Source organism: Pseudomonas sp. Root562 (assembly GCF_001427125.1).
Classification (GTDB): domain Bacteria; phylum Pseudomonadota; class Gammaproteobacteria; order Pseudomonadales; family Pseudomonadaceae; genus Aquipseudomonas.
This window is the reverse complement of the sequence record NZ_LMGK01000009.1, coordinates 43,976-59,655: the sequence shown is the minus strand read 5'-3', so window position 1 is coordinate 59,655 and position 15,680 is coordinate 43,976. Positions and strand designations below refer to the sequence as shown.

General features: G+C 60.7%; 14 protein-coding genes and 3 tRNA genes. 16 read left to right on the top strand and 1 reads right to left on the bottom strand.

Annotated features, from left to right (window positions below; translation table 11 throughout):
- Positions 1–215: 215 nt before the first annotated feature.
- From ASD60_RS09235 to ASD60_RS09170, 14 genes are all read left to right on the top strand, one after another.
- Positions 216–1,226 carry an aspartate-semialdehyde dehydrogenase gene (locus ASD60_RS09235; RefSeq protein ID WP_056853707.1) on the top strand — a complete coding sequence of 337 codons (1,011 nt, stop codon included), beginning with the start codon at positions 216–218 and terminating at the stop codon, positions 1,224–1,226.
- Between the two features lie 205 nt (positions 1,227–1,431).
- Positions 1,432–4,158 (top strand): FimV/HubP family polar landmark protein, encoded by a 2,727-nt coding sequence (locus tag ASD60_RS09230; RefSeq protein ID WP_056853706.1) that lies wholly within the window; start codon positions 1,432–1,434, stop codon positions 4,156–4,158.
- Positions 4,159–4,438: 280 nt separating this feature from the next.
- Positions 4,439–5,263 (top strand): tRNA pseudouridine(38-40) synthase TruA, encoded by an 825-nt coding sequence (truA, locus tag ASD60_RS09225; protein WP_056853705.1) that lies wholly within the window; start codon positions 4,439–4,441, stop codon positions 5,261–5,263.
- A gap of 63 nt (positions 5,264–5,326) precedes the next feature.
- Positions 5,327–5,953 (top strand): phosphoribosylanthranilate isomerase, encoded by a 627-nt coding sequence (locus ASD60_RS09220; protein ID WP_056853704.1) that lies wholly within the window; start codon positions 5,327–5,329, stop codon positions 5,951–5,953.
- Between the two features lie 238 nt (positions 5,954–6,191).
- Positions 6,192–7,112 (top strand): acetyl-CoA carboxylase, carboxyltransferase subunit beta, encoded by a 921-nt coding sequence (accD, locus tag ASD60_RS09215; RefSeq protein WP_056853703.1) that lies wholly within the window; start codon positions 6,192–6,194, stop codon positions 7,110–7,112.
- The gene (folC, locus tag ASD60_RS09210; protein ID WP_056853702.1) at positions 7,109–8,416 is read left to right on the top strand and encodes a bifunctional tetrahydrofolate synthase/dihydrofolate synthase; all 1,308 of its coding nucleotides are present in this window, start codon (positions 7,109–7,111) and stop codon (positions 8,414–8,416) included. Before accD ends, folC begins: the two co-directional genes overlap by 4 nt.
- Positions 8,400–9,101, top strand: a complete 702-nt coding sequence (locus tag ASD60_RS09205; RefSeq protein WP_056853701.1) for an SPOR domain-containing protein — start codon at positions 8,400–8,402, stop codon at positions 9,099–9,101. The genes folC and ASD60_RS09205 overlap by 17 nt, the downstream gene beginning before the upstream one ends.
- A 98-nt stretch (positions 9,102–9,199) precedes the next feature.
- Entirely contained in the window at positions 9,200–9,760 is a 561-nt protein-coding gene (locus ASD60_RS09200) for a CvpA family protein (protein ID WP_056853700.1), read from the top strand.
- A 41-nt stretch (positions 9,761–9,801) separates the two neighbouring features.
- Positions 9,802–11,307: an amidophosphoribosyltransferase gene (gene purF / locus ASD60_RS09195; protein WP_034150926.1), complete on the top strand. Its 1,506-nt coding sequence runs from the start codon at positions 9,802–9,804 to the stop codon at positions 11,305–11,307.
- Between the two features lie 132 nt (positions 11,308–11,439).
- Positions 11,440–12,651, top strand: coding sequence for an O-succinylhomoserine sulfhydrylase (locus ASD60_RS09190; protein WP_056853699.1), 1,212 nt, complete (start codon positions 11,440–11,442; stop codon positions 12,649–12,651).
- The gene (locus ASD60_RS09185) at positions 12,648–13,421 is read left to right on the top strand and encodes an SDR family oxidoreductase (protein ID WP_056853698.1); all 774 of its coding nucleotides are present in this window, start codon (positions 12,648–12,650) and stop codon (positions 13,419–13,421) included. The genes ASD60_RS09190 and ASD60_RS09185 overlap by 4 nt, the downstream gene beginning before the upstream one ends.
- A 129-nt stretch (positions 13,422–13,550) precedes the next feature.
- Positions 13,551–13,626: transfer RNA gene (locus ASD60_RS09180), tRNA-Val, on the top strand.
- 53 nt (positions 13,627–13,679) lie between these two features.
- Positions 13,680–13,756 (top strand) — tRNA-Asp (locus tag ASD60_RS09175).
- A gap of 94 nt (positions 13,757–13,850) precedes the next feature.
- Positions 13,851–13,927: transfer RNA gene (locus ASD60_RS09170), tRNA-Asp, on the top strand.
- Between the two features lie 32 nt (positions 13,928–13,959).
- Here the strand turns inward: ASD60_RS09170 and ASD60_RS28800 are convergent.
- Positions 13,960–14,139: a hypothetical protein gene (locus ASD60_RS28800; protein ID WP_130907834.1), complete on the bottom strand. Its 180-nt coding sequence runs from the start codon at positions 14,137–14,139 to the stop codon at positions 13,960–13,962.
- Between the two features lie 29 nt (positions 14,140–14,168).
- Here ASD60_RS28800 and ASD60_RS09165 point away from each other — a divergent pair, with 29 nt between their 5' ends.
- Together ASD60_RS09165 and ASD60_RS09160 are read left to right on the top strand one after the other, a co-directional pair.
- The gene (locus ASD60_RS09165) at positions 14,169–14,678 is read left to right on the top strand and encodes a sigma-70 family RNA polymerase sigma factor (RefSeq protein WP_056853697.1); all 510 of its coding nucleotides are present in this window, start codon (positions 14,169–14,171) and stop codon (positions 14,676–14,678) included.
- Positions 14,675–15,619, top strand: a complete 945-nt coding sequence (locus tag ASD60_RS09160; RefSeq protein ID WP_056853696.1) for a FecR domain-containing protein — start codon at positions 14,675–14,677, stop codon at positions 15,617–15,619. The genes ASD60_RS09165 and ASD60_RS09160 overlap by 4 nt, the downstream gene beginning before the upstream one ends.
- The last annotated feature ends 61 nt before the right edge of the window (positions 15,620–15,680 follow it).

The following is a 15,680-nucleotide window of genomic DNA, read 5'->3' as shown; positions in this document are numbered from 1 at the left end:
TCGATAGCTGCAATGAAAGAACCCGCGCCTTGAAGGAGGTGCGGGTTTTTTTATCCCCACCGATCATTCCCACGCCCCGCGTCCGATCGTTCCCACGCTCTGCGTGGGAATGCCGCCATGGACGCTCTGCGTCCGCTGTCGTGGTGGGCAGAAATTGCCTGTACACCCACCACCCGGTAAAGTGCCGCTCCCGCCGTTTCGCCAGAGGTAGAACCATGAGCCAGTCCATTGATATTGCCGTGATCGGCGCCACCGGTACTGTTGGCGAAACGCTGGTGCAGATACTCGAAGAGCGCGATTTCCCGGTCGGCGACCTGCACCTGTTGGCCAGCAGTGAGTCCGCTGGCAGTTCGGTGCCGTTCCGGGGCAAGAATGTGCGGGTGCGAGAGGTCGATGAGTTCGACTTCGGCAAGGTGCAGCTGGTGTTCTTCGCCGCAGGTCCGGCGGCCAGCTTGAGTTTCGCCTCCCGTGCCGCGGCGGCCGGTTGCTCGATCATCGACCTGTCCGGCGCCTTGCCCGCCGATCAGGCGCCGCAAGTGGTGCCGGAAGCCAATGCCCAAGTGCTGGCTGGCCTGAAAAAACCGTTTCAGGTCAGCAGCCCGAGTCCGTCGGCTACCACATTGGCGGTGGTGCTGGCGCCGCTGCTGGATTTGCTCGACTTGCAGCGCATCAACCTGACCGCCAGCCTGGCAGTGTCTGCCCAAGGCCGTGAAGCGGTGAGCGAACTGGCGCGACAGACCGCCGAACTGCTCAACGTGCGTCCACTGGAACCCAAATTCTTCGATCGACAGATGGCTTTCAATTTGCTGGCGCAAGTCGGCAAGCCGGACGAGCAGGGCCATACACTGCTGGAAAAACGCCTGGTGCGTGAACTGCGTCAGGTGCTGGCGCTGCCTTCGCTGAAAATTTCTGTCACTTGCATTCAAGCCCCGGTGTTTTTTGGCGATAGCTTTAGCGTGACCCTGCAGTCTGCAAGCGCTATCGAACTGGTGAAAGTCAATGCCGCGCTGGAGGATGCACCCGGTATCGAACTGGTCGAGGCGGGTGATTACCCGACACCGGTCGGCGATGCGGTAGGGCAGGATGTGGTCTACGTTGGTCGGGTTCGCCACGGTATCGACGACCTGTCGGAACTTAATTTGTGGCTGACGTCAGATAACGTACGCAAAGGGGCCGCGCTCAATGCTGTGCAGCTGGCCGAATTGTTGATAAAAGACCTGCTGTAAAAGATACTTGGCAACAATTTTCGAATGATTCCGGGTCGGCGTCATGCTTGCCGGGATGCTGAAGGTCAGCCACCCTGCGGGGCTTTCCGGGGCATGCACGAAACAATCGCGCGCGACGACCCTTCGTCGCCGCGCGCAATGCCTTACGGCAGCGACTATCAACACCTTCTCGCTGGCCGAGGAATGTTCAAACTAAGGATGAGCTATGGTTCAAGTTCGCAAACTGGTGTTAGCAATAGCGGCCGCCTCGGCGCTGTCCTCCGGTATGGCGCATGCCCTCGGGCTCGGGGAGCTGACCCTGAAATCGACGCTGAACCAGCCGTTGGTGGCGGAAATCGAATTGCTGGACGTCAAGGAACTCACCGCTGCCGAAGTGGTGCCGAGCCTGGCTTCACCTGAAGATTTCGCCAAGGCCGGTGTCGATCGCCAGGCGTTTCTCAACGACCTGACGTTTACCCCTGTGCTGAACGCCAGCGGCAAAAGCATCCTGCGTGTGACCTCCAGCAAACCACTCTCTGAACCGATGGTGAAATTCCTGGTTCAGGTGATGTGGCCAAACGGTCGCCTGCTACGCGATTACAGCGTGCTGCTCGATCCTTCCAAATTCTCGCCGCAGACCGCTGAAGCGGCTGCGCAACCTGCACCGACGGGCACCACGCCGGTCACCGCTGCGACCAAACCGTCCGAATACACCACCACGTCGCGCGATACCCTGTGGGAAATCGCGGCGAAGGCGCGTAATGGCGGTTCGATTCAACAAACCATGCTGGCCATCCAGGCGCTGAACCCGGACGCTTTTATCGACGGCAACATTAACCGGCTTAAAACCGGCCAAGTGTTGCGTCTGCCGGATCAGGCGCAGAGCACCAGCCTGGCACAACCTAAAGCCATGGCCGAAGTCGCTGCGCAGAACACCGCCTGGCGCCAGGGCCGCCGCTATGTAGCGAAGCCTGGAACCGGGCAGCAGCAACTTGATGCCACTAATCGTGGCCGTGGCGAAGCCGTGTCCACGCAAGCCGGCCGGGACAACCTGAGCCTGGTTTCCGCTGAATCCGGCAAGGCTGCGGGCAAGGGGCCGGCAGGCGATGCCAAGGCCCTGAGTAACAAACTCGCGGTCACCCAGGAAAGCCTTGATACGACGCGTCGTGACAATGCCGAACTGAAGAGCCGCATGAGCGACCTGCAAAGCCAGTTGGACAAGCTGCAGCGTCTGATCGAACTGAAGAACAATCAACTGGCCAAGTTGCAAGCCGAAGGCGCAGCGGGTGCGCCGGCTGCGGCAACAGCGCCTGCGATCACAGCGGAACTGGCGGCGGACCCGGCGGCGACACCTGCCGAAGCGGCGCCAGCACCTGCGGCGGCTGCGCCTGAAACCGCTCCCGCGCCAACCGAGCAACCGGTTGAGCCGGCGCCTGCTGTCTCCGACGAGCAGAAATTCAACGAACTGCTGACCAATCCGTGGTTGTTGGGCCTGGCGGGTGGCGGGGCAGTGGTTGTGTTGCTCTTGCTGCTGTTGCTGGCACGTCGCCGCAAAGCTCAACAGGAAGCCGAGAAACATCTGCGCATGGCTCGCGCCTTGTCCGAAGAGCAGGAGTTTTCTGCTGATCTCGACTTGCCTGAAAGCAGCTTCGAAGGCCTGGAGGTTCCACCGCCAAGCGTGAATCTTGCGACTGCTCCGGCACCCGCGCCAGTCCCAGCCCCAGCCCCGGCGCCGGTGATTACGCCGGTCGTGGTAACGCCACCGATTGCCGCGCCACTGGTCTCGCCGGCGGCCGAGCGCTCCGACGACGTGTTGGGTCAAGCCCAGTCGCACATCGCAGCCGGTCGTCTCAATCAGGCTGCCGCGTTGCTGGAAGAGGGCGTCAAACAAGAGCCGCAGCGCAGCGATCTGCGCCTCAAACTGATGGAAGTCTACGGTTTGCAGGGCGACCGCGATGCCTTCGTGGTTCAGGAACGTCAACTGGTGGCCAACGGCGACAACTTCGCCCAGGTCGAAAAACTGAAAAGCCGTTTCCCGGCCATGGCGCTGGTTGCGGCGGGCGGTATCGCCGCGGCGGCGGCCGCTGCCGAACTGGACGCACAATACGTCAAGGACCTGTTGCTGGACGAGCCGCAAGCACCAGAACCGACACCGGCCGACGATGACTTCGACAGCGCTTTCGATCTGAGCCTCGACGATCTGGAAAACGTGGCGCCGGTAGCGGCCCCAGCCGACACAGCGCCGGCTGGTGACGATCTCGACAGCGCCTTCGACCTCAGTCTCGATGATCTGGACAACATCACCCCGGTAGCCGCTCCGCCAGCACCTGTGGTGGAGCCCGAGCCGGCCGCGACCCTGGACGAACTTGAAGATTTCCCGCTGGACGACGACCTGAGCTTCGAGTCGGTGCTGCAGCAGCAGACGGAAATCAAGGACAACCTGGGTGACCTGTCGGATTTCGACCTGGACATGGATCTCGGTGGCGAGCCGTCTCCGGCCCTGCTGGCGGAAGACGATTTCCTGCTGGATCTGGACGCAGACGTGAAGGACCTGCCTTCGGTCGACACTCCCGCAGTGGCCGAAGCTCCGCTGGATGACCTGGAACTGCCAGCCGATTTCGACTTGTCATTGGCCGATGAGATGGACGCTCCAACCACTCCGGATGCATTCGAATCCGAGCTGGATGACGTCAACGCCGAGCTGGATCGCCTGTCACAGAGCATCAGTGAGCCAACCTTCACCGTGGACGATGCCCTGGCCACAGTGGACGACGAGCCGGACTTCGATTTCCTGTCCGGTACCGATGAGGTCGCGACCAAGCTCGATCTGGCCCAGGCCTACATCGACATGGGCGACAACGACGGCGCCCGGGACATCCTCAATGAGGTGGTGACCGAAGGTGATGACGGTCAGAAGAGCGAAGCCAAGGAAATGCTTTCGCGTTTGGCTTGAGTCAATCGTTGCAAATGAAACGGCAGCCCACTCGAGGCTGCCGTTTTTGTTTCAGGCGGTCGTTTCGATGTTGTCTTTCAGGGCCTCATCGCGGGCGAGCCCACTCCCACAGGTTTTGCGGTTGAAATAAATCCCTGTGGGAGCGGGCTCGCCCGCGATGAGGCCGGAACAGTCACAGGATATCCACTGGCATCCCCGTCCAAGCACCTTATAATGCCTGCCTTTGCGTACTTCAGCAGGCTGTTCCCCCTTGGCAAATATTGATAACCCGGCTGCTGAAATGGCGGCCGACGGCTTTTTCCGGATCGCACTGGGCGTTGAATACAAAGGTTCGCGTTATCGCGGCTGGCAGCGCCAGGCTTCCGGTGTGCTCACCGTGCAGGAAACCCTCGAAAACGCCTTGTCCAAAGTCGCCGATTCACCGGTTTCGCTGCTGTGCGCCGGGCGAACCGATGCCGGTGTACATGCCTGCGGGCAAGTGGTGCATTTTGATACCCAGGTCGAGCGTTCGATGAAAGCCTGGGTGATGGGCGCGAACATCAACTTGCCCCACGATGTCAGCGTCAGCTGGGCCAAGGTCATGCCGGCGCACTTCCATGCGCGGTTCAAAGCCATCGCTCGCCGTTATCGCTATGTCATCTACAACGATCAGATCCGCCCGGCGCACCTGAACGAAGAGATCACCTGGAACCACCGTCCGCTGGACGTCGAGCGTATGGCCGAGGCGGCGCAGTACCTGGTGGGCACCCATGATTTCAGCGCTTTCCGCGCCGGTCAGTGCCAGGCCAAGTCGCCGATCAAGGAGCTGCATCACCTGCGCGTGACGCGCCACGGCAAGATGATCGTGCTGGATATCCGCGCCAGTGCCTTCCTGCACCACATGGTGCGCAACATCGCCGGTGTGCTGATGACCATCGGTGCTGGTGAGCGCCCGGTGGAGTGGATGAAGGAAGTACTGGAGAGCCGTATCCGTCGAACGGGCGGGGTGACGGCACATCCGTTTGGCCTTTATCTGGTGCAAGTCGAGTACCACGATGAGTTCGAACTGCCCGAGCGTTACATCGGGCCGCATTTCCTTACCGGGTTCTCCGAACTTGACGGCTGACGCCCTCGAACGCTTTTGTTACCATCCGGGACTTTCTCGGATTTGCCGTGAGGTTTTAACGACATGTCAGCCGTTCGCAGCAAGATTTGCGGGATTACCCGCATAGAAGATGCGTTGGCAGCGGTCGAAGCCGGGGCCGACGCCATAGGGTTTGTGTTTTACGCAAAAAGCCCGCGGGCTGTGACGCTGGAGCAGGCGCGCTCGATCATCAAGGCACTGCCACCGTTTGTCACGACTGTTGGATTGTTCGTCGATGCCAGTCACGCCGAACTGGCTGAGATCCTCGATGCGGTGCCGTTGGACCTGTTGCAGTTTCATGGTGATGAAACAGCAGCGCAGTGCGAAGGCTGGCGGCGTCCTTATATCAAGGCGTTGCGGGTCAAGGCCGGTGATGACATTGCGGCCGCTTGCGACGCTTACCCGAGTGCCAGCGGTATTTTGCTCGATGCCTATGTCGAAGGCATCCCCGGGGGAACCGGCGAAGCCTTCGACTGGTCATTGATACCGCAAGCCTTGAGCAAGCCGATTATTCTGGCGGGTGGACTGACCCCGGATAACGTCGCCGAGGCAGTGGCGCGGGTCCGGCCCTACGCCGTGGATGTCAGCGGCGGGGTAGAGGCGAGCAAGGGCATCAAGGATCATGCAAAGATTCACGCCTTCATCAAGGCTGTTGCAGGGGCTGTCGAGTGAAACCAGGCTGCGATCTTTTGATCCGGTTTGCGATGTGACGGCTGGCACACTGCCGCCGTCTTTAACTGCACTTGCAAAAAGCAGGCAGGGCTGAGGGTTTTCGCAGTTGCACGCAGGTCAAGTTTCGCGCTGACCGTGTGCGCTCGACGATCATCGCCACACATATGAATTTAGCTCAAGGGCATACGCGGGGCTGCGAACCAGAGCGTTCGGGCCGCCGGTACTGGAGAAAGAAAGCATGAGCAACTGGTTAGTAGACAAACTGATCCCTTCGATCATGCGTTCCGAGGTCAAGAAGAGCTCGGTGCCTGAAGGTCTTTGGCACAAATGCCCGTCTTGCGAGGCTGTGCTGTATCGTCCGGAGCTGGAAAAGACCCTGGACGTTTGCCCCAAGTGCAACCACCACATGCGTATCGGCGCCCGCGCCCGTATCGATATTTTCCTCGATGTCGAAGGCCGTACCGAACTCGGTGCGGACCTGGAGCCGGTCGACCGCCTGAAATTCCGTGACGGCAAGAAGTACAAGGATCGCCTGACCGCTGCACAAAAGCAGACCGGCGAAAAAGATGCGCTGGTGTCCATGAGCGGTACGCTGCTGGGCATGCCGGTCGTGGTGTCGGCGTTCGAATTCTCCTTCATGGGCGGTTCGATGGGCGCCATCGTCGGTGAGCGCTTCGTGCGCGCCGCCAACTACGCCCTGGAAAAACGCTGCCCGATGATCTGCTTCTCCGCCTCCGGTGGTGCGCGGATGCAGGAAGCGCTGATTTCCCTGATGCAAATGGCCAAGACCTCCGCGGTGCTGGCGCGTCTGCGTGAAGAAGGCATTCCGTTCATCTCGGTACTGACCGATCCGGTCTACGGTGGTGTTTCTGCCAGTCTGGCGATGCTCGGCGACGTTATCGTCGGCGAACCGAAAGCCCTGATCGGCTTTGCCGGTCCGCGCGTGATCGAGCAGACCGTGCGCGAAAAACTGCCGGAAGGCTTCCAGCGCAGCGAGTTCCTGCTGGAGCACGGCGCGATCGACATGATCATTCACCGTCAGGAACTGCGCCCACGCCTGGGTAACCTGCTGGCGCAAATGATGGGCCTGCCGACGCCGAAATTCGTCGCTGCACCAATCGAACCGATCGTCGTCCCACCGGTGCCTGCCAATATATGACCCAACGTACCCTTGGCGAGTGGCTCGCCTACCTTGAGCAGTTGCACCCTTCGGCCATCGACATGGGCCTTGAGCGCTCGCAACAGGTAGCGTCCCGCATGGGACTGGGCAAGCCGGCGCCTCGGGTGATCACGGTCACCGGCACCAATGGCAAGGGCTCCACCTGTGCGTTCGTGGCTTCATTGCTGCGCGCCCAGGGCCTGAAAGTCGGTGTCTACAATTCTCCGCACCTGCTGCGTTACAACGAGCGGGTGCAGGTCAATGGCGTCGAAGCCACTGACGCCGAACTGTGCCAGGCCTTCGCTGCGGTGGAGGCGGGGCGTGGTGACACTTCCCTGACTTACTTCGAAATGGGCACATTGGCCGCGTTCTGGCTGTTTCAACAGTCCCGGCTCGATGCCGTGGTGCTGGAAGTCGGTCTAGGCGGGCGCCTGGACACGGTCAACGTGGTTGATGCCGACATGGCGCTGGTCACCAGCATTGGCGTCGATCATGCGGATTACCTGGGTGATACCCGCGAATCCGTGGCCTTCGAGAAGGCCGGAATCTTCCGCCAGGGCGCGCCTGCGCTGTGTGGCGACCTCAATCCCCCGCAACCCCTGCTGGACAAAGCGCGCGAGCTTGCCTGCCCGTTTTTCCTGCGTGGGCGCGATTTCGATCTCGGGGTCACCGATCACAACTGGCAATGGCGCGGCCTGGATATTCAGGGGCACGCCGTCGAGTTACACGACCTGCCACTGCTCGATTTGCCGATGGAGAATGCGGCGCTCGCCTTGCAGGCGTATCTGTTGCTGGGTCTGCCGTGGGTCGATGCGCAGATTGTCCAGGCGCTGCAAGCGACGCGGGTGGTCGGTCGTCTCGATCGCCGGCAGTTCAACTGGCAGGGCAAGCGTCTTAATCTGTTACTGGACGTGGGGCATAACCCCCATGCGGCGGAGTATCTGGCCCGGCGATTGGCCAGTCGTCCTCCGGTTGGCAAACGCCTGGCGGTGTTCGGATTGCTGGCCGACAAGGATCTGGATGGTGTTATTGGCGAATTGAATGCTAGTGTCGAGCACTGGGCTGTCGCTCCGCTGGATTCGCCACGGGCGCGGCCGGTGGCCGATCTGCAAGATGCGCTACTCAAGCGCGGTGCGTCGGTAGCATGCTATGACAGCGTGGCGGCCGCCCTGGAAGGGCAGTGCGCGCTGGCAACGAGCGACGATGAAATATTGTTGTTCGGATCATTTTATTGTGTCGCCGAGGCCCTTGAGTGGCTGGCTCGGCGCTCCACGGAGGAAGCGGCAAATGGCATTGCTGGATAAGGCCTACAAACAGCGCATGGTTGGCGCGCTCGTACTCGTCGCACTGGCCGTGATTTTCCTGCCGATGCTGTTCTCCCGTCAGGATGAGCAGCGCCAGGTAACGGTCGAAGCCCCGTCCGCCCCTCAGGCGCCAGCGATGCCGCAGGTTCAAGTGGAGCCGGTCGTAGTGCCCGAGCCGCAAGCCTTGCCGCAAGAACTTGTGCCGAGCGACGACGAAATCGCCCAGCAAGAACTACCGGTTACAGCGCCTGCACCGGCTGCACCGGCTGCACCGGCTGCACCGGCTGCACCGGTCGCTCCCGCGCCAACGGCAAAACCGGTCACGCCGCCTGCGCCGGCACCGGTTCCGGCATTGGCCGCGAAGCCGGCGACTGCGCCGTCCCAACCAATCAGCGCGGCACCGGGTAAGCCAGACACCACGCAAAGCCGTGTCGACGCCAATGGTCTGTCGGTGAGTTGGTCGGTGCAACTGGCCAGCCTGGCCAACCGTGAAAGCGCGGAAAAGCTGCAGAAAACCCTGCGCAGCCAAGGCTACAACGCCTATATCCGCACTGCCGACGGCAAGAATCGGGTGTTTGTCGGGCCGCTGATCGAACGCGCCGAAGCCGATCGTCTGCGCGACTTGTTGAATCGCCAGCAGAACCTCAAGGGGTTCGTGGTGCGCTTTCAGCCAGAACGCGGCTAAATCTATCGCAGCGATTTGAAATGCACTGACAATCGCAGCTTACCGATAAGCATGGGCTCTGCTAAAATGCGCCGCCTTATCCGTCTGTAGGCTGCACTGTGCCATTTACCTGGGTTGACTGGGCGATCGTTGCAATCGTCGCCATCTCTGCATTGATCAGTCTGAGCCGCGGCTTCGTCAAAGAAGCACTGTCGCTGGTGACCTGGATCATCGCAGGAGCTGTTGCCTGGATGTTTGGTGGCTCACTGTCCGAGTACCTCGCCGGATATATCCAGACGCCATCGGCTCGCGTGATCGCGGGCTGCACCATCATGTTTGTCGCCACCCTGGTGGTGGGCGCAATGATCAATTATCTGATCGGCGAATTGGTACGGGTCACCGGGTTGTCCGGGACCGATCGATTCCTCGGCATGGCCTTCGGCGCCGCGCGTGGCGTGTTGCTGGTGGTCGTGGCGGTCGGGCTGTTGAGCCTGGGGCCGGTACAGCAGGACGAGTGGTGGCAGCAGTCACAGCTCGTGCCAAAATTTCTATTGGTCGCCGACTGGTCCAAAAACCTGATCCTCGGGTGGAGCAGTCAGTGGCTTGCCAGCGGAATCAGCGTACCCGCTGATATTCCGTTCAAGGAGCACCTCTTGCCGACGGCCAAAACGCCTCAGTGAGTTGTGTTCAGTTCAGATCCATTAAGTAGGGGTTGCGTCGCATGTGTGGCATCGTCGGTATCGTCGGTAAGTCGAACGTCAATCAGGCGCTGTATGACGCGCTAACCGTCCTCCAGCACCGCGGCCAGGACGCTGCCGGTATCGTGACCAGCCATGATGGCCGGTTATTCCTGCGCAAGGACAATGGCCTGGTACGTGACGTTTTCCATCAGCGTCACATGCAACGGCTGGTCGGCCACATGGGCATTGGCCATGTGCGTTATCCGACCGCGGGCAGCTCGACTTCGGCCGAAGCTCAACCGTTTTACGTCAACTCGCCTTACGGCATCACTTTGGCGCACAACGGTAACCTGACCAACGTTGAACAGCTGGCCAAGGAGATTTACGAATCTGACTTGCGCCACGTCAACACCAGCTCTGACTCGGAAGTACTGCTTAACGTGTTCGCCCACGAACTGGCCCAGCGCGGCAAGTTGCAGCCGACCGAAGAAGACGTGTTTGCTGCCGTGACCGACGTGCACAACCGTTGCGTCGGTGGTTACGCTGTCGTGGCGATGGTCACCGGCTACGGCATCGTCGGCTTCCGCGATCCGCACGGCATCCGCCCGATCGTGTTTGGCCAGCGTCATACCGACGAAGGCGTTGAGTACATGATTGCTTCCGAAAGCGTTTCCCTCGACGTGCTCGGTTTTACCTTGATTCGCGACCTGGCGCCGGGCGAAGCGGTCTACATCACTGAAGACGGCAAGCTGCACACCCGTCAGTGCGCGACCAACCCGTCCCTGACACCGTGCATTTTCGAACACGTTTACCTGGCGCGTCCTGACTCGATCATCGACGGCGTTTCGGTATACAAGGCCCGCCTGCGCATGGGCGAGAAGCTCGCCGAGAAGATTCTGCGCGAGCGTCCTGAGCATGACATCGACGTGGTTATCCCGATTCCGGACACAAGCCGCACCGCGGCCCTGGAACTGGCCAACCATTTGGGCGTGAAGTTCCGCGAAGGCTTCGTGAAGAACCGCTACATCGGCCGGACCTTCATCATGCCGGGCCAGGCTGCACGGAAAAAATCCGTACGCCAGAAGCTCAACGCCATCGAACTGGAATTCCGCGGCAAGAACGTGATGCTGGTGGACGATTCGATCGTGCGCGGCACCACCTGCAAGCAGATCATCCAGATGGCTCGTGAAGCGGGCGCCAAGAACGTCTACTTCTGCTCGGCTGCACCGGCCGTGCGTTTCCCGAACGTCTACGGCATCGACATGCCGAGCGCCCACGAACTGATCGCTCACAACCGTTCGACCCAGGACGTGGCCGACCTGATCGGCGCCGACTGGCTGATCTATCAGGACTTGCCTGACTTGATCGAAGCGGTCGGTGGCGGCAAGATCAAGATCGACAAGTTCGATTGCGCTGTGTTCGATGGCCAGTATGTGACTGGCGATGTCGACGAGGCTTATCTGAACAAGATCGAGCAGGCACGCAACGATGCCTCCAAGGTCAAGACCCAGGCAGTCAGCGCGATCATCGACCTGTACAACAACTAAGTAAGAACCGGCCTTGTAGGAGCGAGGCTTGCCCGCGAAGCTTTTGGCGTCCCCAAGGGACTCTTCGCGGGCAAGCCTCGCTCCTGCGGGCCGGTTTTGTATCTACCATCGAATAGGGCAAGGAGTGACAGCATGAGTCAGGATTGGGATGCCGGTCGGTTGGACAGCGACCTCGAAGGCGTAGCGTTCGATACCCTGGCCGTACGTGCCGGTCAGCACCGTACGCCGGAAGGCGAACACGGTGATCCGATGTTCTTCACATCCAGCTACGTGTTCCGCACCGCTGCCGATGCCGCTGCGCGTTTCGCCGGGGAAGTGCCGGGCAACGTTTACTCGCGCTACACCAACCCGACCGTACGCGCCTTCGAAGAGCGCATCGCCGCCCTCGAAAGCGCCGAGCAAGCCGTGGCCACTGCCACAGGCATGGCGTCGATCATGGCGGTGGTGATGAGCCTGTGCAGCGCTGGCGATCATGTGCTGGTGTCGCGCAGCGTATTCGGTTCGACCATCAGCCTGTTCGAGAAGTACTTCAAGCGTTTTGGCATTGAAGTCGATTATGTAGCCTTGGCTGACTTGTCCGGTTGGGATGCGGCAATCAAGGCCAACACCAAGCTGCTGTTCGTAGAATCGCCGTCCAACCCGCTGGCCGAACTGGTCGATATCGCCGAACTGGCGAAAATCGCCCACGCCAAAGGCGCAATGCTGGTGGTCGACAACTGCTTCTGCACGCCTGCGTTGCAGCAGCCGCTGAGAATGGGCGCGGACATCGTCGTGCACTCGGCGACCAAGTTCATCGACGGCCAGGGTCGTTGCATGGGCGGTGTGGTAGCCGGTCGCAGCGAGCAGATGAAAGAAGTGGTCGGTTTCCTGCGCACTGCCGGGCCTACTCTCAGCCCGTTCAACGCCTGGATCTTCCTCAAGGGCCTGGAAACCCTGAACCTGCGGATGAAGGCGCATTGCGCCAACGCCCAGCAACTGGCCGAATGGCTGGAGCAACAGGACGGTATCGAAAAAGTCCATTACGCCGGCCTCAAGAGCCATCCGCAACACGAGCTGGCGCTGCGGCAGCAGAAAGGTTTCGGGGCTGTAGTGAGTTTCGAGGTCAAGGGCGGCAAAGAGGGCGCCTGGCGCTTTATCGATGCGACGCGCCTGATTTCCATCACAGCCAACCTTGGTGACAGCAAGACCACGATTACCCATCCGAGCACCACGTCTCACGGCCGTCTGGCGCCGCAAGAGCGTGAAGCGGCGGGTATCCGTGACAGCCTGATCCGCATCGCGGTCGGTCTGGAAGACGTGGCAGACCTGCAAGCCGACCTGGCGCGCGGGTTGGCTGCCTTGTGATCGAGCTGTCGACGCCAACCGGCTCCAACGGCCGCGTGGCGCTGGTGACCGGCGCTGCGCGGGGCATTGGCCTGGGTATCACGGCCTGGTTGATCAGCGAAGGCTGGCAAGTGGTGCTGTCGGATCTGGATCGTGAACGCGGTTCGAAAGTGGCGAAAGCGCTCGGCGACAACGCCTGGTTCATCGCCATGGACGTTTCCAACGAAGGGCAGGTGGCCCTGGGCGTGGCCGAAGTGCTGGGGCAGTTCGGGCGGCTGGATGCGCTGGTGTGCAACGCGGCGGTGGCCGATCCGCACAACATCACCCTGGAAAGCCTCGACCTGGCTTACTGGAATCGGGTGCTGGCAGTGAATCTCAGTGGGCCGATGCTATTGGCCAAGCACTGTGCGCCGTATCTGCGTGCTCACAACGGGTCGATCGTCAACCTGGCCTCGACCCGCGCCGGGCAATCGGAACCTGATACCGAGGCTTACGCGGCGAGCAAGGGCGGTTTGCTGGCCCTGACTCATGCACTGGCCATCAGCCTTGGCCCGGAGATTCGGGTCAATGCCGTCAGCCCGGGCTGGATCGATGCACGTGACCCGTCCGTGCGCCGTGCCGAGCCGTTGACCGACGCCGATCATGCCCAGCATCCAGCGGGCAGGGTAGGGACGGTCGAGGACGTGGCGGCGATGGTGGCCTGGCTGCTATCGAAGAACGCCGGTTTTGTCACCGGGCAGGAATTCGTGGTCGATGGCGGCATGACCAAGAAGATGATTTACAGCGAGTAACTCCAGCGGTCGGACTGTTGGCGAGATTGTCCGGATTGAAACGATTTTGTCTTTTTCAGAAAAACTTCAATCCTGCTATTGACTTAGGTTCGCTACCTGCGTAAATTTCGCGGCCTCGGAGATGCAAACGGGTGATTAGCTCAGCTGGGAGAGCGTCTGCCTTACAAGCAGAATGTCGGCGGTTCGATCCCGTCATCACCCACCACTTCCGAGAAACTTGCGAAAGCAAGAGGTAGGCTGAAATGCCTCCACCGACGCGCAGCGGTAGTTCAGTCGGTTAGAATACCGGCCTGTCACGCCGGGGGTCGCGGGTTCGAGTCCCGTCCGCTGCGCCATTATTTACGAAGCAGATCAAGGTCTGGTTCGCGATTGAAAAGCACCGAAGCTTTCAGTCAAACGAGTTACTTGGGCGAAAGTCCAAAGCGATACGCAGCGGTAGTTCAGTCGGTTAGAATACCGGCCTGTCACGCCGGGGGTCGCGGGTTCGAGTCCCGTCCGCTGCGCCATATCCGCACCAAGGCCACTGAACGCCTTGGCGCTACGAAGAAACCACTGGTTGCTTCGAGTCGATAGCAAAAACCCTGGTCGAAAGACCGGGGTTTTTTGTGTCTGAAATTTGGCTTTTACTTTCTTTTTCTCCTGGCTGCTGATCTTTCTGCGCACTTGCTGCATAAAGCACTTGGTTCGTCGCTGCAACATTAATTAGAATCACTCTCATTTACGACTCCTGGCACAGGGCTTCTTGAGATGAGTGATGCAGCGATGCCGAAGGAGCAAACCCTTCACGACCTGTACCGCGATCACCGTGGCTGGCTTGAAGGCTGGTTGAGGCGGCGCATGGGCAATGCCTGCGATGCGGCGGATCTCAGCCAGGATACGTTTTTGCGTTTGCTCGCCAGTTCTCAGCGGATTGCCGATCTGCACGAACCCCGTGCCTATTTGCTGACGGTGGGCAAGCGCCTGCTGAGCAACTTCTACAAGCGACGTAGCCTGGAGCAGGCGTACCTGAACGCGCTGGCATTGCTGCCTGAAGACTGCGTGCCGTCCCCGGAACAGCGCTGGCTGTTGCTGGAAACCCTGCAAGCGCTGGACGAGTTGCTCGACGGATTGCCGCGCCCAGTACGCAGGGCGTTCCTCTGGAGTCAACTTGAAGGTTTGAGCTATCAGCACATTGCCGAGCGCCTGAAAGTGTCGCAGCGCACGATCAAGCGCTACATGGCACAGGCCTACGAGCACTGCCTGTTGGTGGAACTGTGAACAGTGCCGCGCCCGACGCCCGCCAAGTGGTCCGTGCCGCTGCGCAATGGCTGGCGTTGCTGGAGTCCGGCGCAGCCACCGAGCAGGATCGCGCGAATCTGCAGCGGTGGCGCGAAACCTCGGCCAGTCACGAGCACGCGTGGCAGAAGGCACAGGCCTTGCGTCAACGCTTTACCGACCTGCCACCGGCATTGGCCCTGAGCACGCTCGACCGCCCTGATCCCGGACGGCGCGTGGTGCTCAAGCGTGCCTTGGGCGCGGTGGCTTTGGTGCCAGCGGCCTGGCTGATCAGTCGGCAGTTGCCGCTGGAAATCTGGCGTGCCGATTTGCACACCGCCACCGGCGAGCGCAAACAGGTGCAATTGGCCGATGGCAGCAAATTGCAACTCAATACCGCCAGCGCCGTCGATGTGGACATGCCGAATCGCCATGTGAAATTGGTGGAGGGCGAAATGTCGTTGAAGGTGTCGGGTGTCTCACCGCTGACGATCCAGACCCGGTTCGGTCAGGTGCTCGTTGATCAAAGCGACGTCTGTGTTCGTCAGGATGCCCTGGGCTGCCGGGTGTCGGTGTTTAGCGGTGCAGTGCAGTTGCGACCTTTGCAGGGCGCCTTGCTCACGCTTGGGGCCGGTCAGCAAACCAATTTGCGAGCGTCAGGTGCCGGAGCGGTGCAAGCCTTTGACGTGCTCCAACCCGGTTGGCGTGAAGGCGTACTGATGGCCAACAATCAGCCGTTGGGGGATTTCCTGCGTGAACTCGACACCTATCGGCCAGGTGTCTTGCGCTGGGAGCCGGAACTCGAAACGCTGCGTGTGACCGGCAGTTTTCGGCTGGACGATACCGATCGCATTCTCGCGCTGCTCTCTGCGAGTCTGCCGCTGGAAGTGCAAATGCGGACCCGCTATTGGGTGACGTTGCTGCCACGCAAAAAAGTTGTGTGAGGTCTGTCCCCTTTTCTCGACTCGCTTGTCATTCAAGGCAACTGAACGAACAAGAGAGCTT

Excerpts from the sequence above, each read along its gene's own strand:
- accD (WP_056853703.1), top strand. The coding sequence starts at position 6,192 with ATGAGCAACTGGTTAGTAGACAAACTGATCCCTTCGATCATGCGTTCC.
- ASD60_RS09220 (WP_056853704.1), top strand. The coding sequence starts at position 5,327 with ATGTCAGCCGTTCGCAGCAAGATTTGCGGGATTACCCGCATAGAAGAT.
- folC (WP_056853702.1), top strand. The coding sequence starts at position 7,109 with ATGACCCAACGTACCCTTGGCGAGTGGCTCGCCTACCTTGAGCAGTTG.
- ASD60_RS09235 (WP_056853707.1), top strand. The coding sequence starts at position 216 with ATGAGCCAGTCCATTGATATTGCCGTGATCGGCGCCACCGGTACTGTT.
- ASD60_RS28800 (WP_130907834.1), bottom strand. The coding sequence starts at position 14,139 with ATGAGAGTGATTCTAATTAATGTTGCAGCGACGAACCAAGTGCTTTAT.
- ASD60_RS09165 (WP_056853697.1), top strand. The coding sequence starts at position 14,169 with ATGAGTGATGCAGCGATGCCGAAGGAGCAAACCCTTCACGACCTGTAC.
- ASD60_RS09190 (WP_056853699.1), top strand. The coding sequence starts at position 11,440 with ATGAGTCAGGATTGGGATGCCGGTCGGTTGGACAGCGACCTCGAAGGC.
- ASD60_RS09230 (WP_056853706.1), top strand. The coding sequence starts at position 1,432 with ATGGTTCAAGTTCGCAAACTGGTGTTAGCAATAGCGGCCGCCTCGGCG.
- purF (WP_034150926.1), top strand. The coding sequence starts at position 9,802 with ATGTGTGGCATCGTCGGTATCGTCGGTAAGTCGAACGTCAATCAGGCG.
- truA (WP_056853705.1), top strand. The coding sequence starts at position 4,439 with ATGGCGGCCGACGGCTTTTTCCGGATCGCACTGGGCGTTGAATACAAA.
- ASD60_RS09205 (WP_056853701.1), top strand. The coding sequence starts at position 8,400 with ATGGCATTGCTGGATAAGGCCTACAAACAGCGCATGGTTGGCGCGCTC.